Source organism: Pseudomonas sp. MF08817 (assembly GCF_059862705.1).
The window spans coordinates 93,197-112,565 of record NZ_JCBCUY010000005.1 but is presented as its reverse complement, the minus strand read 5'-3'; the positions used below and the strand labels follow the sequence as shown (position 1 = coordinate 112,565).

The following is a 19,369-nucleotide window of genomic DNA, read 5'->3' as shown; positions in this document are numbered from 1 at the left end:
CTATAGGGTCTTTACTTGGCAACAGGCACATTCTTGGAAGCACCGCGATGAGCGATTCCCTGCATATCCACAAACACAAAACTGAAGAAAAACACGACCACGGCCATTCCTGCTGTTCAAGCAAAGCCGCGCCCGCCGTGGTGAAAATCACCGCTGCGGTCAGCGCCAATGGGCGCCTGAGCACGTTCCGCATCGAAGCCATGGACTGCCCCACCGAGCAGACGCTGATCCAGAACAAGCTCGGCAAAATGGCCGGCGTGCAGCAACTGGAATTCAACCTGATTAACCGGGTGTTGAGCGTGACCCACGATCTGCCGTCCACGACGCCGATCATCGACGCCATCGCGTCCTTGGGCATGCAGGCCGACCCGTTCGAGGCAGGCGTCGAGGCTGAACACCCGCCGGCCGCCCCGGCGAAAAAACCTTGGTGGCCGTTGGCCCTGTCCGGGGTCATGGCCCTGGCTGCCGAGGTTATCCACTTCACCGACGCAGCGCCCACGGTCGTCGTTGCGCTGGTGGCTCTGGTGTCGATCCTCAGTGGTGGCCTTGGCACCTATAAAAAGGGCTGGATCGCCATCAAGAACTTCAACCTCAACATCAACGCGCTGATGAGTATCGCCGTGACCGGCGCGGTGCTGATCGGCCAGTGGCCGGAAGCGGCGATGGTGATGTTCCTGTTCACCGTGGCCGAGCTGATCGAAGCCAAGTCCCTGGACCGCGCGCGCAACGCCATCAGTGGCCTGATGCAAATGGCCCCGGAGACCGCGACCGTGCGCCAGGCCGACGGAACCTGGGCCGAACGGGAAGTGAAAAGCGTTGAACTGGACGCCATCGTGCGGGTTCGCCCCGGCGAACGCGTGGGCCTGGACGGCGAAGTAACCGCCGGCAACTCCACCATCGACCAGGCGCCGATTACCGGCGAAAGCCTGCCTGTGGAGAAAACCCTCGGCGACAAAGTCTTCGCGGGCACCATCAACCAGTCAGGCTCGCTGGAGTACCGCGTCACCGCCGCCGCCAACCATTCCACCCTGGCGCGCATCATTCACGCCGTGGAACAGGCCCAGGGCGCGCGGGCGCCGACCCAGCGTTTCGTCGACAGCTTCGCGAAAATCTACACCCCGGTGGTGTTCCTCTTCGCCCTGGGCGTGGCCCTGATCCCGCCGCTGTTCATGGGCGCGGCGTGGTTCGACTGGATCTACCGCGCGTTGGTCCTGCTGGTGGTGGCGTGCCCGTGTGCACTGGTGATTTCCACCCCCGTGACCATCGTCAGCGGCCTCGCGGCGGCGGCGCGCAAAGGCATTCTGGTCAAGGGCGGCGTGTACCTGGAGGGCGGCTACAAACTCGACTACCTGGCCCTGGACAAGACCGGCACCATCACCCACGGCAAACCGGTACAGACCGATTTCGTGGCGCTCGACCCTTTGGCCGAAGGCACAGCCGTGGCCCTGGCCGCCAGCCTCGCGGCGCGCTCCGACCACCCGGTGTCAATGGCCATCGCCAACGCGGCTGTGGATAACCACACCGCGCTGCACACGGTGGATAACTTTGCGGCCCTGGCCGGGCGCGGCGTGAGCGGCGAAATCGGCGGCCAGCTCTACCACTTGGGCAACCACCGGTTGGTGGAGGAGTTGGGCCTGTGCTCCCCCGCGTTGGAAGAGCGCTTGTTCGCCCTGGAAAAACAAGGCAAATCCGTGGTGCTGCTGCTCAACTCGGGCGGCCCGTTGGCCCTGTTCGCGGTGGCCGACACCGTCAAGGCGTCGAGCCGCGAAGCCATCGCGCAACTGCATGAGCTGGGCATCAAGACCCTCATGCTGACCGGCGACAACCCCCACACCGCCCAAGCCATTGCCGCACAAGTGGGCATCGACCGCGCCGAGGGCAACCTGCTGCCGGCCGACAAACTCAGCGCCATCGAAGCCTTGTACGCCCAGGGCCATCGGGTGGGTATGGTGGGCGACGGCATCAACGACGCCCCGGCCCTGGCCCGTTCCGAAATCGGTTTCGCCATGGCCGCGGCCGGCACCGACACCGCCATCGAAACCGCCGATGTCGCTCTAATGGACGACGATCTGCGCAAGATCCCCGCCTTCATTCGCCTGTCGCGCCAGACGTCCACGGTGCTCAAGCAAAACATCGCCCTGGCGCTGGTCATCAAGGCGATCTTTCTTGCGGTAACCTTCTTCGGGATGGCCACCATGTGGATGGCTGTGTTTGCCGACATGGGCGTTGCCCTGTTGGTGGTGTTCAATGGCTTGCGCCTGGTGCGCAAATAAAGAAGCGAGCGTGCAGTGCTGAGTGCCGAGCTAAAGGCGTTTTACATGGTTGCCCGCCTGGGTAGCATCACCCAGGCGGCGAAAAAACTGGCCCTGAGCCAGCCCACGGTGACGACCCAGATTCGGCACCTGGAAAGCCAATACGGCGTGGAGTTGTTCTACCGCGGCGGCCGGCGCCTGAGCCTGAGCGACGACGGCGCGCGGTTGCTGCCGATGGTCAAGATGCTGTTGCAGCAAGAGGCTGATATTGAGTTCTTCCTGCGCAACACCGGGCAGGTGCAGGGCTCCCTGCGCATTGCCGCGACGGCGCCGTATTACATCCTCGACCTGGTGAAAACCTTTCGCGAACGCCTGCCCCAGGTCGAGGTGTCGGTGGAAATCGGCAATTCCCAGCAGGTGCTTGAAGCCCTGGAGGAATACCGTGTCGACGTCGCTGCCTCGTCCCAACTGCTGGAAGACCCGCGCCTGATCCGCCGGGTGTTGGGCATGGACCCTCTCGTGCTGGCGGTGCACCGCAACCACCCGTTGGCGGCGTTCGACCACATCCCCCTCAGTGCGCTGAACGGGCACACGCTGCTGATGCGCGAAACGGGCTCCACCACCCGGCAGTTGACCGAACACATGCTCAAGAGCGCGGGCGTGTCCTTCGGGCCCTTGCTGGAAATCGGCAGCCGCGAATCGATCCGCGAAGCGGTGCTGCGCAACATCGGCATCAGCATCATCGCCCGCCAGGAAGTGCCCCACGACCCGCAGCTAAAGGTGCTGACCCTGGAAAACGCACCGCTGTTGCCCGAGTACCTGTACTGCCTCAAAGAGCGCAAAAACGCACGGCTGCCGGCGGCATTTTTGGGCGTGGCGCAGGAAATGGCGCCGGTTGAAGGCTAAGCCCGCCTCTACCCAAATCCCCCAATACCACTATCGGCAGTTTTTTCCTCGCTGCCACAAGACCTACGCATTGCTTCCCTAGGATGGCCTGCATCTGCTTGATGAGGCCCATCCATGAACCACGCGATCGCAATACCCCTGAGCAACCCCGGTGCGCCGATGAAGGTACGCGGTGTCGAGAAACGCTTCGGCGCCTTTACCGCCCTGGACAACGTGTCGCTGGACGTCGCCGCCGGCGAGTTGGTGTGCCTGCTCGGGCCATCCGGGTGTGGCAAGACCACCTTGCTACGCTGCATCGCAGGCCTGGAGCGCCAGGACCGTGGCGAGTTGTACCTGGGTGATCGCGATGTTTCCCGACTGGCACCGCAGGCGCGGGACTACGGGATTTTGTTCCAGTCCTACGCCCTGTTTCCCAACCTCAGCGTCGAAGCCAACATCGCCTATGGCCTGGCCGGCAGCGGCCGGGAGGAGGTGCGCAAGCGCGTGGCACAGATGCTGGAACTGGTGGGCCTGACCGGCAGCGAAAAGAAGTACCCCGGCCAATTGTCCGGCGGCCAGCAACAGCGCGTGGCCCTGGCCCGCGCCTTGGCGCCAGCACCCTCGTTGCTGCTGCTCGACGAGCCGATGTCGGCCCTCGACGCCCGCGTGCGCGAGCATTTGTGCACCGAATTGCGCCAATTGCAGCGCAGCCTGGGCATCACCACGTTGATGGTCACCCACAACCAGGACGAAGCCATGTTGATGGCCGACCGCATCGCCGTGATGAACCACGGCAAGGTCGAGCAATACGCCACCCCGCAGGAAATCTACGATCACCCGGCCACGCCTTTCGTCGCCGAATTCGTCGGCCAGGGCAACTGGCTACCGTTCCAGCGCCACAGCCAGAGCCACGCCCAGGTGGGCGGCATGAGCCTGCGCCTGGCCGCCAATGCCGGCAGCGCAGCGTCGGGGCGGTTGTTCTGCCGCCCCGAGGCGATCAGCGTCAACCCGTTGGTGCACGAAGAAAACCTGTTCCCGGCCAAGGTGCGCGAGATCACCTTTTTGGGTAACCGCTGCCGCATGAGTTTTGAACTCAACCACTTGCCCGGCCACGCCTTGCTCGCCGAAGTGGCGCCCGAGGCCATGCCGCGCCTGGGCGCACAGGACATCATGGTCGCCCTGCCGCCGCGCAGCCTGCAGGTGTTTGCCTGATGAGCACACCCATGACCCTGGCGCTGGCGCACAAGCAGGTGCGCAAGGCTTCGCGCGCCGAACTCGGTGACCGGGTCTTCGTGATTGGCGGCAAACTGCTGCTGTTGTGCCTGCTGAGCGTGGCGGTGCTGATGCCGCTGCTGGCGATCTTCTGGCGCGGTTTCAGCGCCGAAGACGGCCAGGGCGGAGGCTTGGTGGCCGCGCGGGAGCTGCTGACCAGCGACAACTTCCACTGGTTGCTGGGCAATAGCCTGAAAGTTTCGCTGAGTGTTGCGGCCATCGTCGTACCTTTGGCCTACCTGTTTGCCTACGCCTTGCAGCGCACCCTGATCCCGGCAAAAGGCCTGTGGCGCGGCCTATCGCTGCTGCCGCTAATGGCGCCCTCGATGCTGCCGGGCATTGCCCTGGTCTACCTGTTCGGCAACCAGGGCCTGTTGCGTGGGTTGCTGTCGGACAACATCTACGGTTTCTGGGGCATCGTCCTCGGCGAGGCGATCTACACCTTTCCCCATGCGCTGATGATTCTGTTGTCGGCGCTGTCCTTGGCCGATGCGCGCTTGTTCGACGCCGCCTCCAGCATGGGCGCCAGCCCGGCCAAGGCGTTTCGTAGCATCACCTGGCCGGCCACCCGGCAAGCCGTGTTCGCTGCGTTCTGCCTGGTGTTCACCCTGACCATCACTGACTTTGGCGTGCCGGTGGTGGTCGGCGGCGACTACCAGGTGCTGGCCCTGGAAGCCTATAAGGCGGTAGTGGGCCAGCAGCAATTTGGCCGCGGTGCGTTGATCGGCATGGTGCTGTTGCTGCCGGCGCTGTTCAGTTTCGCCGTGGACGCCTGGCTGCGGCGCCAGCACGGCGATGCCATGAGCGGCCGCGCCCAGGTGTTCACCCCGGCGCCGTCGCGGCTGCGCGACAGCTGCTACCTGGCCATCGTGCTGTTGATCTGCGCGGTGTTGCTGCTGGTGTTTGGCATGGCGGTGTATTCGTCGCTGGTCAAGTTCTGGCCGTACAACCTGTCGCTGTCGCTCAACCACTACCAGTTCAACGACACGGCGGGCGGCGGCTGGCTGGCCTACGGCAACAGCGTGAAGATGGCCCTGTGCACGGCGCTGATCGGCAGCGTGCTGATCTTCACCGGTGCCTACCTGATGGAAAAAACCCACAGCCAGCGCGGCCTCAACCTGACGCTGCGCATGCTGAGTTTCGTACCGATGGCGGTGCCGGGTTTGGTCTTGGGCCTGGGCTACGTGTTTTTCTTCAACCTCAGCGGCAACCCACTGCATGTGTTCTACGGGACGATGACCCTGCTAGTGGTCTGCACCATTGCTCACTATTTGACCACCGCGCAAATGACCGCCACCACCGCCCTGCGCCAACTCGACGCGGAGTTCGAGGCCGCCGCCCTGTCGCTGAAGGCGCCGCTGTATCGCCACTACGTGCGGGTCACGGTGCCGATTTGCCTGCCGGCCCTGCTGGACATCGTGCGCTACCTGTTCGTCTCGGCCATGACCACCGTGTCGGCGGCGATTTTCCTCTACAGCCCCGACACCATCCTCGCCGCCGTGGCGGTGCTGAACATGGACGACGCCGGCAACGTCGGCGGCGCGGCGGCCATGTCCACCTTGATTCTGTTCACTTCGGCGAGCGTTTCCCTGCTCCTGGCCTGGGCGTCGCGCGGCTTGCTGCGCCGCTCCCAGGCCTGGCGCCAGAGCGCTCCCGGCCAATGATTCAGCCCCTTAACTCACACAGGAAAACGCTCATGTTCAAGCCCCTGGCCCTGGCCGCTGCTGCTCTCACCGCTTTCAGCCTGAACGCCTTCGCGGCGAAAACCGAGTTGACGGTATACACCGCCCTGGAAGCCGAACAACTCAAGACCTACAAACAGGCCTTCGAGCAGGCCAACCCGGACGTGGAAATCAAATGGGTGCGTGATTCCACCGGGATCATCACCGCCAAGCTGCTGGCCGAAAAGGCCCGCCCCCAGGCTGACGCGGTGTGGGGCCTGGCGGCGTCGAGCCTGGCCATCCTCGATGCCCAGGGCATGTTGCAAAACTACGCCCCGCACGACTTGGACAAAATCGGCAGCAACTACCGCGACGCCGCCAACCCGCCGGCCTGGGTGGGCATGGACGTGTGGGCCGCGACCATTTGCTTTAACACCGTCGAGGCCGAAAAACAGGGCCTGAGCAAACCGGTGAGCTGGCAGGACCTGACCAAGCCTGAGTACAAGGGCAAGATCGTCATGCCGAACCCGGCGTCGTCCGGCACCGGTTTCCTCGATGTCAGCGCCTGGCTGCAAACCTTCGGTGAAAAGCAGGGCTGGCAGTACATGGACGACCTGCACCAGAACATCGGCCAATACGTGCACTCCGGCTCCAAGCCGTGCAAGTTGGCGGCGGCGGGGGAGTTCCCTATCGGCATTTCCTTCGAGTACCCCGCCGTGCAGCTCAAGCGCCAGGGCGCGCCGCTGGATATCGTGCTGCCCAAGGAAGGCCTGGGCTGGGAAATCGAAGCCACCGCCGTCATCAAGGGCACGCCCCATGAGGCCGCAGCGAAAAAACTCGCCGACTTCTCCGCCAGCCCTGCGGCCATGGAGTTGTACAAGGAGAACTTCGCTGTCCTCGCCCAGCCCGGCATCGCCAAGCCGCAGACCGAGTTGCCTGCCGACTATGAGCAGCGCCTTATCAAGAATGACTTTGCCTGGGCCTCGAAGAATCGCGACGTGATCCTTGCCGAGTGGCGCAAGCGTTATGACGGCAAGTCCGAGAAAGTCGTAGCCAAGTAAATGATGGGTTAACCGCGCTCCCGGGGCCATCCGTCGCCCCGGGAGCGTTTTCGTTTGTATGGCCTGCGGCTAGAGGTCGTTGAGGACGTGGCTCAAGGCCTCCACCTCTTCCTGGCGTTGGGCCTGGCTCAGGCGGGCGCCGGGGTTGAGGGACGACCATTGCGGGTGCGCGCGGGCGCGGGTCAGGGCCGCGGGCAGTTTGCCTTCACGCCAGGTTTTGTCCTGGGGCGCGGCGACCTTGATGCTGTCCATCGCCGCGTGCCCGCGCAAGTTGAGGGCCTGCAGCAACTGGCGTTGGCGCAGGGCCAGCAGGCGCAGCACGCTGTCGTCGATGGTCAATTCCCGTTGGCCCTTGAGCTTACCCAGCAAGCGGCTGCCGTAGCCGCGCGCGGTTTGCAGGGCGCCGCCGGCGATAGCGCCGGCCAGGGCGGCGGCACCGAGGGTCAGGCCGCCCACCAGTAAATCCACCCCGGCGCCGGCCGCAGCGCCTGCGGCGATCCCACCGCCGACCCGCACCCCCAGTTGCTTGAGGGTTTCGGGGTTGAACAAGTCGTCGCCCCAGCGCCCATCCAGCAGCGGCAGGTCGCCCGCATCGGCGTCCTGGGGGCGAAAACCATAGAGCTTGAGCAGGGCCTCGACGCAGCGTTGTTCGCGCTGGCGGATGGCCGTGTGCAGTTGGCTGACGGCTTGCTGTTCTTCGCCGGCCTCGGTGCTGACGCTGCGCCGGCATGCCGCGCAGTCGATCAGCAGTTCGGCGATCAATCGCGCCGCGCTCTGTTGCCGGGCGTGGCGCTGGGCTTGTTGGTCGGCGATCAGGCGTTCGAGTTGGCCGCGGGCGCTTTCCAGCAGCAGCGCCAGGCTTTCATACAGGCGCCTTTCGCCATCCTCGGGCGGGGCGACGCTGTCAAAGCGCACCAGGGCGTGCAGCCCCAGGCGTGCCAGGGCTTCGCGCCAATCCGGCTCGCGGTGGTTGGCGCTGCTGACGAAGTTGAGTACTGGCAGCAGCGGTTTGCCGCAACTGGCCAGCACTTGCAACTCATCGCGGTACTTGGCCAGCACCGGCTCGCGGGCGTCGATCACGTACAACCCGGCGTCGCAGGCCAGCAGTTGGCGCAGCACCTTGGCTTCCTGTTCAAAGCGCTGGCGCGCTTCGCTGGCGTCGAGAAAACGCGCCAGCCGCGCTGGGCCGTCGAGGCGCTCGCCCGGTTGCTCCAGGCGTTCGAGGTAGTCGAGCAGGGCGATGGCGTCTTCCAGGCCAGGGGTGTCGTAGAGCTCCAGCAGCGGCTCGCCGTCCACCGACAGCCGCGCCCCTTCGACGTGGCGCGTGGTGCTGGGGCGGTGGGACACCTCGCCAAAGCCCACGTCCCGGGTCAGGGTGCGCAGCAGGGAGGTCTTGCCCACGTTGGTGTGGCCGACCACGGCCAGTTTCAGCGGCTTGGCGGATTCAGTCATGGCCTGTCTCCAGCCAGTTCATGGGGGCGCAATCGGCGAACGGCAGTTCCAGTTGGCGCAGGGCGCTGTGCCAGTCGCCCAGGCGCTCGGCGTCCAGGGCCTGGCCGGGTGGCGCTTGGAGCAACCACACGCGGGTAGCGGTTGCACTGCGCGCCAGTTCAGCGATCAGTGCCAGGCTGCCGCGATCCGGCGAGCGCCGTGGGTCGCAGGCAATCAGCAGGCGCGCCGCCGGGAAGCGGCTCAGTTGTTCCAGCAGCTTGTTGCGCGATTCGCGGCTGTCGAGGATGCCAGCGTCTTTCACACCCTTGGGCAGGGCCGGGGGCCAGGGGTGTTGGTCGTCCAGTTCGATGGCCACCAGCAGGGCGCCGTCGCTGTGCTGCACACCCGCACCGCTTTCGACGCGGTGCAACTGCGCTGGCGCGGCGTCATTGACTCCCAGGCGTTCGCTGCTGGGCATCAGGCGTTCACGCAATTGGGCGTAGCCGGGCAGGTTGAGGTCCAGGCCCAGGGCCGCTTGCCCGCGCCGCCAGCGCCAACGGCAAAACAGCATCAGCAGCAGGCGCGGCAGCACGCCGTAAATCAGCATCGCGCCCACCAGCCAGGTGGCCCACATCTGCCGCACCAGTTCGGTGTTGTACACATCGCGAGTGCTGGCCTCGATCATGGCCACGGTCGGCACGCCAAAACCGATGGCCCGTGGCGCGGCGGCGAGGGCGTTGGTCATGTCGACAAAGGCATCGGCGCCCAGCAGGGTGCTTTCCCAGAAGAAGCTGTAGCGGTGGGTGGTCAGCAGCACCAGCAGGATCGCCACCGCACTGAGCATCGCCAGCAGCCACAGGCCATTGACCAGGGTGCCCACGGCCCAGCGGTTGAGTTTGCGCCGTTGCAGCATCAGCAGCAGGGCGGGGGCCAGTTGCGCGGCCTTGGCGTCGCGGGCCAGTTTTTCGCTGAGCCACAACCACAGCCGCCCCAGGCTGGCGCTGTGTTCACCGGCAAACGCCAGGCCCAAGGCCCAGCCCAGCAGCAGGATCAGGTTCAACCCCAGCAGGCTGCCTAGAGCCCAAAACACATTGACCGGGCGCTGGCCGTCGCCCAGTGCGGCGAAGGCCAGGCCTGCGCCGCTGATGATGGCCAGCACGGCCAGCAGCCATACCGCCAGGCGTGCGCCTTGCAGCCAGTGGCCCAAGGCTTCGCGCAGGCCATCGCGGGTGGCCAGGGTCAGGGCGCGGTGCTGGATGCGGCTCGCCAGGTCGCCGCCGGCGGCGCGGGCGAGGCGGTTGGCTTCCTGGTCGTCCAGGGCGCCGGCGTGTTCTTCGCGCAAGCGCACGGTTTCCGTCAGCCAGAGGTGGTGCAGGGGAGTCAGTTCAGTCACGCACGATACCGTCGCTCAAATGAGCGCTGAGCATAACCGCTGCGGCGCTTATCGGGGTAAGACGGCTCTGCTATCCTCGCCGCCATGAAAAAAACTCTCCCCTTAAGCCTGATCGCGGCCCTCGCCGAGAACCGCGTGATCGGCGTCGATAACCGCATGCCCTGGCACTTGCCGGGGGATTTCAAATACTTCAAGGCCACTACGCTGGGCAAACCCATCGTCATGGGCCGCAAGACCTGGGATTCCCTCGGCCGGCCCTTGCCCGGGCGCCTGAACATCGTGGTCAGCCGCCAGCCGGGTTTGCAGCTAGAAGGCGCGCAGGTCTACCCCTCGTTGGACGCCGCCCTGGCCCGCGCGCAAGCCTGGGCCCAGGAGCAGGGCGTGGATGAAGTGATGTTGATTGGCGGCGCGCAGCTGTATAGCCAGGCCCTGGCCGATGCCGACCGCTTGTACCTGACCCGCGTGGCGCTCAGCCCCGAGGGCGATGCGTGGTTCCCCGAATTCGACCCGGGCCAGTGGACCCTGGTCAGTAACACCCCGGTGGCCGCCGAGGGCGACAAACCGGCGTACAGCTTTGAGGTGTGGCACCGCCACTGAGGGCTAACAGCATCGCGGGCGGGCGCGCTCTCACAGTGGAACTCGGTTACCTGTGGGAGCGGGCCCGCCCGCGATGCTGTTAATAGGGGTAACAGGCGCCGCTAAGCGTGCGCCAATTCCTCATGCTCATCGGCATTGAGCAGTTCTTTATCGGTCTGCTGCATGATCTGGCTGGTGATCGCCCCGGCGGTCATCGAACCGCTGACGTTCAGGGCTGTGCGGCCCATGTCGATCAACGGCTCTACGGAAATCAGCAGCGCCACCAGCGCCACCGGCAAGCCCATGGCCGGTAGCACGATCAGCGCGGCGAAGGTTGCACCGCCGCCCACGCCCGCCACGCCCGCCGAACTCAACGTAACAATCGCCACCAGCGTCGCGATCCACAGTGGGTCCAGGGGGTTGATGCCCACGGTCGGGGCCACCATCACCGCCAGCATGGCCGGGTACAACCCGGCGCAACCGTTCTGGCCGATGGTTGCACCAAAGGACGCGGCGAAACTGGCGATCGACTGCGGAATACCCAGGCGCCGGGTTTGCGCCTCGATGCTCAACGGAATGCTCGCGGCGCTGGAGCGGCTGGTGAAGGCGAAGGTCAGCACTGGCCAGACCTTGCGGAAAAAACGCAGTGGGTTGATCCCGGCCAGCGCCACCAGCAGGCCATGGACCACGAACATCAGGCCCAGGCCGATGTAGGACACCACGACAAAACTGCCGAGCTTGATGATGTCTTGCAGGTTGGAACCGGCCACCACCTTGGTCATCAGGGCCAGCACGCCGTAGGGCGTCAGCTTCATCACCAGGCGCACCAGGCGCATCACCCAGGCTTGCAGGGTGTCGATGGCGTTGATGACTTTCTGGCCTTTTTCCACATCGTCCTTGAGCAGTTGCAGCGCCGCCACACCCAGGAACGCGGCGAAAATCACCACGCTGATGATGGAGGTAGGCTTGGCGCGGGCCAGGTCGGCGAAGGGGTTCTGCGGGATAAACGACAACAGCAACTGCGGCACATTCAGGTCGGCAACCTTACCGGCGTAGTCGCTCTGGATGGTTTGCAGGCGCGCCAGTTCCTGGGTGCCGGCCACCAGCCCTTGGGCGGTGAGGCCGAACAGGTTGGTCAGGGCGATGCCGATCAACGCCGCGATGGCGGTGGTGAACAGCAGGGTACCGATGGTCAGGAAGCTGATTTTGCCCAGGGACGAGGCGTTGTGCAGGCGGGCCACGGCGCTGAGAATCGAAGCAAATACCAGCGGAATCACGATCATTTGCAGCAATTGCACGTAACCGTTGCCCACCAGGTCGAACCAGCCGAGGGAGGCTTTGAGCACCGGGCTATCGGCGCCGTAAATCGTGTGCAGGGCCACGCCGAACGCCACGCCCAGCACCAGGGCCAGCAGGACTTTCTTGGCCAGGCTCCACGTGGTGTGGCGGGTTTGGGCCAGGCCCAGCAACAGGGCGAGGAATACCAGCAGATTGAGGATCAGCGGCAGATTCATTGAGACTCCGGACATAAACGAGTGCCAATCGCGTAGCGCTGCGATTGCGAACCGGCAAGCCTAACAGCTTGAAAAATAATGAATTAATACCGAGATGGAATGGTGACCGTCGTTTTTGGAATAAGGCTGTGGCGCAGATGCGCATGCCGGTGGCGCAATTACGACGCAAGCGGTCGTGGGCAGAGCGGCGCGGTGATGGGGATTTGCTAGCGTCCAACGCTTCCATTCAGGGAGAACCCGCCATGAAACTCGCTTCGAGATTGATCGCTGCCGCGCTGTGCCTGGGCCTCGCCGGCCAGGTGCTGGCCACCGAGTTGCAGCACTGGCCCGCAGAGCAGGCCAAGCAGTTGAACGCCATGATCGTGGCCAATGCCAACAAAGGTAACTACGCGGTGTTCGACATGGACAACACCAGCTACCGCTATGACCTGGAAGAATCCTTGCTGCCGTTCATGGAGAACAAGGGCCTGATTACCCGCGAAAGCCTGGACCCGTCCCTGAAACTGATGCCCTTCAAAGACACCGCTGAGCACAAGGAAAGCCTGTTCAGCTACTACTACCGCCTCTGCGAAGTGGACGACATGGTGTGCTACCCCTGGGTGGCGCAGGTGTTTTCCGGCTTCACCCTCAAGGAACTCAAGGGTTATGTCGATGAGTTGATGGCCGCCGGTAAACCGGTGCCGGTCAGCTATTACGAGGGCGACGTGGTGAAGACGATGGAGGTCAAGCCGCCGCAGATCTTCCCCGGCCAGGTCGAGTTGTATAACCGTTTGATGGAGAACGGCATCGAGGTCTACGTAATGACCGCGGCTTCCGAAGAGCTGGTGCGCATGGTCGCCTCCGACCCCAAGTACGGCTACAACGTCAAACCGCAGAACGTGATCGGTGTGAGTTTGCTGCTAAAAGATCGCAAAAGCGGCGAACTGACCACTGCGCGCAAGCAGATCAGTGCCGGTAAGTACGACGAAAAAGCCAACCTCGGCCTGGAACTCACGCCTTACCTGTGGACCCCGGCGACCTGGATGGCGGGCAAGCACGCGGCGATCCTGACTTACATCGACGAATGGAAAAAACCGGTGCTGGTGGGCGGCGACACCCCGACCAGTGATGGCTACATGCTGTTTCACGGCGTTGACGTGGCCAAGGGCGGCATCCACCTGTGGATCGACCGCAAAGACAAATACCGTGCGCAGATAAACGCCATGATGACCAAGCACGCCGCCGCCCAAGCCCAGGAAAGGCTGCCGGTCACGGCGGACAAGAACTGGGTGATCGTCAAACCTGAAGACATTTTGTAAGCGCGGGGCTTGCTGGCTAATCATGCGCTGCCGGTTCTGGCCTCATCGCGGGCAGGGCCCGCTCCCACAGTGTGGGTGGGATTTGCTTTTCCTTTGTGGGAGCGCGCCTGCTCGCGATGGCGGGGGGCAAGACAGTTGCTCCCACAGTGGGGGCGTTTGTGGGCTTGGCCTACATCCCCGGTCGTATACTCCGACGGCTCTAGCTCGGCCTTTTACCTTGTGAGCAGTGCAGGCCTTCTGCCATAATCGCGCGCCCTTTTTACGCCACCCCGCGGCCTGTCGCGGCCGGTGGCGTTGTTGTTTTGCCTTTACGTAACGGACTACGTTGTGAGCTATCTTTCGATCGAATTCGGCCTGTGTTTCATCCTGTTTTTCGCCTTCTACTGGAGCCTGTGCTGGAGCCCGCGCCTGCAAAACGCGCTGTTGCTGGCCGCTAGCTACGCGATCCTCGCCAGTTTCAGCCTCGACTTCCTTTACGTGCTGCTGGGCTACACCGTGCTGGTGTATGCCCTGGGCCTGTTCAGCCAGCGTTTTCCTGCCCAGCGCATTACCTGGGCGTTGCTGCTGTTGCTGGTGCTGGGCTGTTTTTACCTGTTCAAGTACCAGGATTTTTTCACCAGTTCCGTGCAGGGCGTGTTGCTGAGCCTGGGGCTGGATGTGGCCCTGCCGCTGCTGCAAGTGCTGCTGCCCATTGGGCTGTCGTTCTATACCTTTCACTCGGTCAGTTACCTGGTGTCGATCAACCGGGGGGAACTCAAGCCCGGCTCGCCGTTCGACCTGGCGCTGTACCTGGCGTTTTTCCCCAGCCTGATCGCCGGCCCGGTCAACCGCGCCAGCCATTTATTGCCGCAAATCCGCCCCGAGGGCATCCGCCAGGTATTGGAGCCGCAACGGGCCTTGGGCCTGATCGCCATGGCGGTGGTCAAGCTGTTCTTCTTGAGTTCGTGGCTGGCCAACGAATGGGTGGACCCGGTGTTCGAGACGCCGGTGGGCTATTCGGGCGAGCAGATTTTGCGCAGCGTGTACGGCTATTCGTTCCTGATCTATTTCAATTTCAGCGGCTACACCAACCTGGTGACTGGCATCGCGCTGCTGTTGGGTTTTCGCCTACCCGAGAACTTCAACTTCCCCTACGCGGCGCGCAACCTCAAAGAATTCTGGGGGCGCTGGCACATCAGCCTCTCCACCTTTATCCGCGACTACGTGTACATCCCCTTGGGCGGCAACCGCCGTGGGGTGTGGCGCGGCAACCTGAACATGCTGCTGGCGATGCTGATTTCCGGTTTGTGGCACGGTGCCAGCGCCAATTTCCTGATCTGGGGGGCGCTCCACGGTGTGGGGCTGGCGCTGTACAAGCTGTGCAGCCCGCGTTTGCCGCGCTGCCCGGACCTGCTGGCGCGCCTGTTGACCTTCCACTACGTGGCCTTTGCCTGGGTTTTCTTCCGCAGCGCCACCTTCGATGATGCCCTGGATATGCTCGCGGGCCTGGGCACGATGTCGGCGGCGGGGCTGGCCAATACCGGCGCGAGCCTGCTGGCGTGCCTGTTGGGCGTGGCGTTCTACCCGCGCCTCGTCGCGGGGTTGCAACGCCTGTTCGATGCTGGCACGCGCCTGCCATGGCTGGTGTATCCCGTGCCCTTGGCACTGTTTATCTGCTTGGTGATTTTTGCTTCGCCGTCGGGCGTGCCGGGGTTTATCTATGCCAGTTTCTGAACCGTCGCCATTGTTGCGCCACCAGGCCGGTGCCGCACGGGTGCTGTACGCCATGCTGCTGAGCAGTGCGCTGTTGTTGTGGTTGAACCAGGATTCGGTGCACCAGTATTGCCAGCAGAAGTACCACGACGGCTGCGAACTTCCCGGCTTGGGCCAAAGCACGGCATGGCGCACCGGGGCTTATCTGAGCGAGGCGCTGGGCGCGGCGCGGGTGGCGTTTGTCGAGAGCTTGAGCGGCCACGGCCAATTCCAGGCAGTGGCCGAGGCAGAAGCGGCGCCGCAAAACGACGTGGCCCCCGCGATCGCGGTAGCGCCCGTGGTTGCACCGCCCGTGGCCAAAACCCTGGGGGCCACCCCCGCCGTGGTGAAACCCGCCCCGGTTGCACCTGCCCCGCGGCCAGTGCCGGTGGCTGCGCCGCCCACGGTTGCCGCAGCGGCCATGCCCCGGGTCACCAGCACGCCGCTGATGGCGTCTCTCAACAGCGGAGACGAGGTGTTTTTTGTCGGCGACTCGCTGATGCAAGGCGTGGCGCCGCACATGGCCAACACCCTGCGCAAACGCTACAACCTCAAGAGCGTCAACCTCAGCCGCCAGAGTACGGGGCTGGCGTACCCGAGTTTTTTCAACTGGCCGAAAACGGTGCAAAGCACCCTGCAAGCCAACCCGCGCATTCGCCTGATGGTGGTTTTCCTCGGCCCCAACGACCCGTGGGACATGCCCCAGGGCAAGGGCAAGCCGTTCCTGCGCTTCAAAACGCCGGATTGGGAAAACCTTTACCGCCAGCGCATCGATGCCATCCTCGACGTGGCCCAGGCGCAGAATGTGCAAGTGATTTGGGTCGGCCCGCCGAACATGCAAAAAACCAAGCTGTCGGATGCCATGGCGTACCTCAGCGACCTGTATAAGAACCGCGTCGAACACTACGGCCAGCATTACGTCTCGGCCAACGAAGTGCTGGGTTATACCAGTGCGCAGTTTTCCTACTACCTGACGGACAAGGGCGGCAAGCAACTCAAGACCCGTGTCGACGATGGCATTCACTTCACCATCACTGGCCAAAAACTGATCTCTGCGCAGGTGCTGTCGCGGATCAACTTCCCCAGTGAACAATTGACGGAACACTAGACATGCGGCACCTGCCGGGCGTGATCGCGCTACTGATGAGCTTTGCCTTGCTGAGCAGTTGCGCCCCCGTGGACGCGGTGCAGGCCACCCCGGCGCCCGTCGTCAAAAAAGCCGTCACCTATAACGCCGCCGTGCCGAACCTGGCGGCGCTGACGGCACGCTTCAAGAGCGCCAACCGCAGCCCCATCAGCGTCGTGCAACTGGGCGACTCGCACACCGCCGCCGACCTGTTCAGCGGCGAGATGCGCCGTTTGCTCCAGGCCCAGTACGGCGATGGCGGTATCGGCTTCGTTGCCGCCACCCCGGTGCCCGGCACCCGCTACGAGCGGGTCATCCTGACCACGGCCAAGCGCCAATGGGCGCTGGTGTCGGCGCGCAACCAGCAAAGCGCGCAGTTCCCGTTGGGCGGCTACCTGGCGTTGCCCCAGGTGGCGGGCGCGCAGGTGCGGATTGCCGAGCGCCAGCCTAGCGGGCAGCGTTATCGGGTGTCGGCGCTGTACCAGGCGCAGGCCAATAACAGCCTCAAGGCCCGCGACGGCGCGACCCAGGCCAGCCGCATGCTGGCGGCCACGGGCGGGCAGTGGCGGTTCAGCCCGGTGTTCAACAACATCGCCTTGCCGGTGGAACTGAGCATCGCCCAGCCCCAGGGCCTGGCGCTGGGCGGCTGGAATATTCAGGGGCAGAAAAACGCCGGCGTGACCTATTCGGCCCTGGGTATCAACGGCGCGCGCCTGGACGTGCTGGACAAGTGGCAGGCCGGTTGGCTCGACACCCTCAAGGCCCTGCGCCCAGACCTGGTGGTATTGGCCTACGGCACCAACGAAGCCTTCGACGATGAGCTGGACTTGGGGCTGTACGAGCGCCAATTGCAGGGCAAAATCGCCGAACTGCGGCGAACCTTGCCCAAAGCCGTGATCTTGTTGGTGGGCGCCCCGGATTCGATCAAGAACCGCCGCGCCCAGGCCTGCGCCGCCGCCCAGCCCCACAGCCTGCGCCAAGTCATCCAGATCCAGAAAACCGTCGCCCGGCAAAGCGGCGCGTTGTATTGGGACTGGCAGGCGTTCATGGGCGGCGATTGCTCGATCCGCAACTGGCAGGCCCGGGAAATGGCCCGTGGCGACCTGGTGCACCTCACCGCCGACGGCTACCGGCAAAGCGCCGAAGGGCTGTACCGCTTCCTGCGCGGGCAACTGGGCGAACGCCTACCCTGACGCTGAGGTAGCAGGCAAAAAAATGCCCCGCACGTGGCGGGGCATTTTTATGGGCGTGGATCAGAGGCCGTCGAGCATGGCCTTGTTGCGCACGGCGCCTTTGTCGGCGCTGGTGGCCAGCAGGGCATAGGCCTTGAGGGCGGTGGTGACTTTGCGCGGGCGCACTTCCACCGGTTTCCAGCCTTTGTTGTCCTGTTCAACGCGGCGCGCCGCCAGCTCTTGATCGCTGACGAGCAGGTTGATCGAGCGGTTGGGGATGTCGATCAGCACTTTATCGCCGTCCCGCACCAGGCCGATGGCGCCGCCCGCGGCGGCTTCCGGCGAGGCGTGGCCGATGGACAGGCCCGAGGTGCCGCCGGAGAAGCGCCCGTCGGTGAGCAGCGCACAGGCTTTACCCAGGCCCTTGGACTTGAGGTACGAGGTTGGGTAGAGCATTTCTTGCATGCCCGGGCCGCCCTTGGGCCCTTCGTAGCGGATGATGACGATGTCACCGGCCTGCACTTCGTCGGCGAGGATGCCGCGCACGGCGCTGTCCTGGCTTTCAAAGATTTTCGCGTTGCCCTCGAACACATGGATCGACTCGTCCACGCCCGCGGTTTTCACCACGCAGCCGTCCAGGGCGATGTTGCCGTAGAGCACGGCGAGGCCACCTTCCTGGGAGTAGGCGTGCTCGACGCTGCGGATGCAGCCGTTTTCACGGTCGTCGTCCAGGCTCGGCCAACGGGTGGACTGGCTGAACGCGGTCTGGGTCGGGATGCCCGCTGGGCCGGCCTTGAAGAAGTGGTGCACGGCTTCGTCGCTGGTCTGGGTAATGTCCCATTTGGCGATGGCGTCGGCCATGGTCTTGCTGTGCACGGTCGGCAGGTCGGTGTGCAGCAGGCCGCCACGGGCCAGGGAGCCGAGGATGGAGAAGATGCCGCCGGCGCGGTGCACGTCTTCCATGTGGTACTTCTGGATGTTCGGCGCGACCTTGCACAGCTGCGGCACGTGGCGCGAGAGGCGGTCGATGTCCTTGAGGTTGAAGTCGATCTCGGCCTCCTGGGCGGCGGCCAGCAGGTGCAGGATGGTGTTGGTCGAACCGCCCATGGCGATGTCGAGGGTCATGGCGTTCTCGAACGCCTTGAAGTTGGCGATGTTGCGCGGCAGCACCGACTCGTCTTCTTCGATGTAGTACTGGCGGCACAGGTCGACGATGGTGCGCCCGGCCTGCAGGAACAGCTGTTCGCGGTCGCTGTGGGTGGCCAGGGTCGAGCCGTTGCCCGGCAGGGCCAGGCCCAGGGCTTCGGTGAGGCAGTTCATGGAGTTGGCGGTGAACATACCGGAGCACGAACCGCAGGTCGGGCAGGCGCTGCGCTCGTACTCGGCGACCTTCTCGTCAGAGGCCGTGTCGTCGGCGGCGATCACCATGGCATCGACCAGGTCCAGGCCATGGCTGGCCAGTTTGGTCTTGCCCGCTTCCATTGGGCCGCCGGAGACGAAGATCACCGGGATGTTCAGGCGCAGGGCGGCCATCAGCATGCCGGGGGTGATCTTGTCGCAGTTGGAGATGCACACGATGGCGTCGGCGCAGTGGGCGTTGACCATGTATTCGACGGAGTCGGCGATGATCTCGCGGCTGGGCAGCGAATAGAGCATGCCGTCGTGGCCCATGGCGATGCCGTCATCGACGGCGATGGTGTTGAATTCTTTGGCCACGCCGCCAGCGCGTTCGATTTCGCGGGCGACCAGTTGGCCCATGTCCTTGAGGTGGACGTGGCCGGGAACGAACTGGGTGAAAGAGTTGGCGACGGCGATGATCGGCTTCTTGAAGTCGTCATCTTTCATCCCCGTGGCGCGCCACAGTGCGCGGGCGCCGGCCATGTTGCGGCCGTGGGTGGATGTTTTCGAGCGGTAAGCAGGCATGGAACACTCCGGGCGGTTAATCAGGTATCAAAAGGGAAGTGAGCTTCTATTGACGTCTGGAACACACAGAAATG

The 19,369-nt window shown here is 64.3% G+C and carries 14 protein-coding genes; 10 read left to right on the top strand and 4 right to left on the bottom strand.

What is annotated here, in order from left to right:
* Positions 1 to 47: 47 nt before the first annotated feature.
* The 5 genes from AC19YR_RS04910 (at position 48) to AC19YR_RS04890 (ending at position 7,131) form a co-directional block, all read left to right on the top strand.
* Positions 48 to 2,273 (top strand): heavy metal translocating P-type ATPase, encoded by a 2,226-nt coding sequence (locus AC19YR_RS04910; protein ID WP_095109141.1) that lies wholly within the window; start codon positions 48 to 50, stop codon positions 2,271 to 2,273.
* A 15-nt stretch (positions 2,274 to 2,288) separates the two neighbouring features.
* Positions 2,289 to 3,158 (top strand): LysR family transcriptional regulator, encoded by an 870-nt coding sequence (locus AC19YR_RS04905; RefSeq protein ID WP_500597399.1) that lies wholly within the window; start codon positions 2,289 to 2,291, stop codon positions 3,156 to 3,158.
* A 114-nt stretch (positions 3,159 to 3,272) separates the two neighbouring features.
* Entirely contained in the window at positions 3,273 to 4,349 is a 1,077-nt protein-coding gene (locus tag AC19YR_RS04900; protein ID WP_095109139.1) for a putative 2-aminoethylphosphonate ABC transporter ATP-binding protein, read from the top strand.
* Positions 4,349 to 6,073 carry a putative 2-aminoethylphosphonate ABC transporter permease subunit gene (locus tag AC19YR_RS04895; protein ID WP_500597397.1) on the top strand — a complete coding sequence of 575 codons (1,725 nt, stop codon included), beginning with the start codon at positions 4,349 to 4,351 and terminating at the stop codon, positions 6,071 to 6,073. The genes AC19YR_RS04900 and AC19YR_RS04895 overlap by 1 nt, the downstream gene beginning before the upstream one ends.
* A 32-nt stretch (positions 6,074 to 6,105) precedes the next feature.
* The gene (locus tag AC19YR_RS04890; protein ID WP_500597395.1) at positions 6,106 to 7,131 is read left to right on the top strand and encodes a putative 2-aminoethylphosphonate ABC transporter substrate-binding protein; all 1,026 of its coding nucleotides are present in this window, start codon (positions 6,106 to 6,108) and stop codon (positions 7,129 to 7,131) included.
* Positions 7,132 to 7,200: 69 nt separating this feature from the next.
* Here the strand turns inward: AC19YR_RS04890 and AC19YR_RS04885 are convergent, their stop codons facing one another.
* The gene (locus AC19YR_RS04885; protein ID WP_500597393.1) at positions 7,201 to 8,583 is read right to left on the bottom strand and encodes a GTPase/DUF3482 domain-containing protein; all 1,383 of its coding nucleotides are present in this window, start codon (positions 8,581 to 8,583) and stop codon (positions 7,201 to 7,203) included.
* The gene (locus AC19YR_RS04880) at positions 8,576 to 9,955 is read right to left on the bottom strand and encodes a DUF2868 domain-containing protein (RefSeq protein WP_500597391.1); all 1,380 of its coding nucleotides are present in this window, start codon (positions 9,953 to 9,955) and stop codon (positions 8,576 to 8,578) included. The genes AC19YR_RS04885 and AC19YR_RS04880 overlap by 8 nt, the downstream gene beginning before the upstream one ends.
* An 84-nt stretch (positions 9,956 to 10,039) precedes the next feature.
* Between AC19YR_RS04880 and AC19YR_RS04875 the strand changes: the two genes are divergently transcribed.
* Positions 10,040 to 10,552 (top strand): dihydrofolate reductase, encoded by a 513-nt coding sequence (locus tag AC19YR_RS04875; RefSeq protein WP_095109134.1) that lies wholly within the window; start codon positions 10,040 to 10,042, stop codon positions 10,550 to 10,552.
* Between the two features lie 101 nt (positions 10,553 to 10,653).
* Here AC19YR_RS04875 and AC19YR_RS04870 read toward each other — a convergent pair whose 3' ends face one another.
* Positions 10,654 to 12,045, bottom strand: a complete 1,392-nt coding sequence (locus AC19YR_RS04870) for an L-cystine transporter (protein ID WP_095109133.1) — start codon at positions 12,043 to 12,045, stop codon at positions 10,654 to 10,656.
* Between the two features lie 242 nt (positions 12,046 to 12,287).
* Between AC19YR_RS04870 and AC19YR_RS04865 the strand changes: the two genes are divergently transcribed.
* From AC19YR_RS04865 to AC19YR_RS04850, 4 genes are all read left to right on the top strand, one after another.
* Positions 12,288 to 13,343: an HAD family hydrolase gene (locus AC19YR_RS04865; RefSeq protein WP_500597388.1), complete on the top strand. Its 1,056-nt coding sequence runs from the start codon at positions 12,288 to 12,290 to the stop codon at positions 13,341 to 13,343.
* A 327-nt stretch (positions 13,344 to 13,670) separates the two neighbouring features.
* Positions 13,671 to 15,056 carry an MBOAT family O-acyltransferase gene (locus AC19YR_RS04860; RefSeq protein WP_500597386.1) on the top strand — a complete coding sequence of 462 codons (1,386 nt, stop codon included), beginning with the start codon at positions 13,671 to 13,673 and terminating at the stop codon, positions 15,054 to 15,056.
* Positions 15,043 to 16,182 (top strand): SGNH/GDSL hydrolase family protein, encoded by a 1,140-nt coding sequence (locus AC19YR_RS04855; RefSeq protein WP_500597384.1) that lies wholly within the window; start codon positions 15,043 to 15,045, stop codon positions 16,180 to 16,182. Before AC19YR_RS04860 ends, AC19YR_RS04855 begins: the two co-directional genes overlap by 14 nt.
* Positions 16,183 to 16,184: 2 nt before the next feature.
* Complete coding sequence (locus tag AC19YR_RS04850) at positions 16,185 to 17,393, top strand: SGNH/GDSL hydrolase family protein (RefSeq protein WP_500597382.1); 1,209 nt, start codon at positions 16,185 to 16,187, stop codon at positions 17,391 to 17,393.
* A gap of 60 nt (positions 17,394 to 17,453) precedes the next feature.
* Here the strand turns inward: AC19YR_RS04850 and ilvD are convergent, their stop codons facing one another.
* A complete protein-coding gene (ilvD, locus tag AC19YR_RS04845) occupies positions 17,454 to 19,295 on the bottom strand; it encodes a dihydroxy-acid dehydratase (protein WP_095109128.1) in 1,842 nt (613 codons plus the stop codon).
* Positions 19,296 to 19,369 lie beyond the last annotated feature (74 nt).

What these genes read in the sequence shown, in the direction of transcription:
- AC19YR_RS04910 (WP_095109141.1), top strand. Translation starts at nt 48, where the DNA reads ATGAGCGATTCCCTGCATATCCACAAACACAAAACTGAAGAAAAACAC.
- AC19YR_RS04900 (WP_095109139.1), top strand. Translation starts at nt 3,273, where the DNA reads ATGAACCACGCGATCGCAATACCCCTGAGCAACCCCGGTGCGCCGATG.
- AC19YR_RS04895 (WP_500597397.1), top strand. Translation starts at nt 4,349, where the DNA reads ATGAGCACACCCATGACCCTGGCGCTGGCGCACAAGCAGGTGCGCAAG.
- AC19YR_RS04890 (WP_500597395.1), top strand. Translation starts at nt 6,106, where the DNA reads ATGTTCAAGCCCCTGGCCCTGGCCGCTGCTGCTCTCACCGCTTTCAGC.
- AC19YR_RS04885 (WP_500597393.1), bottom strand. Translation starts at nt 8,583, where the DNA reads ATGACTGAATCCGCCAAGCCGCTGAAACTGGCCGTGGTCGGCCACACC.
- AC19YR_RS04875 (WP_095109134.1), top strand. Translation starts at nt 10,040, where the DNA reads ATGAAAAAAACTCTCCCCTTAAGCCTGATCGCGGCCCTCGCCGAGAAC.
- AC19YR_RS04870 (WP_095109133.1), bottom strand. Translation starts at nt 12,045, where the DNA reads ATGAATCTGCCGCTGATCCTCAATCTGCTGGTATTCCTCGCCCTGTTG.
- AC19YR_RS04865 (WP_500597388.1), top strand. Translation starts at nt 12,288, where the DNA reads ATGAAACTCGCTTCGAGATTGATCGCTGCCGCGCTGTGCCTGGGCCTC.
- AC19YR_RS04855 (WP_500597384.1), top strand. Translation starts at nt 15,043, where the DNA reads ATGCCAGTTTCTGAACCGTCGCCATTGTTGCGCCACCAGGCCGGTGCC.
- AC19YR_RS04850 (WP_500597382.1), top strand. Translation starts at nt 16,185, where the DNA reads ATGCGGCACCTGCCGGGCGTGATCGCGCTACTGATGAGCTTTGCCTTG.
- ilvD (WP_095109128.1), bottom strand. Translation starts at nt 19,295, where the DNA reads ATGCCTGCTTACCGCTCGAAAACATCCACCCACGGCCGCAACATGGCC.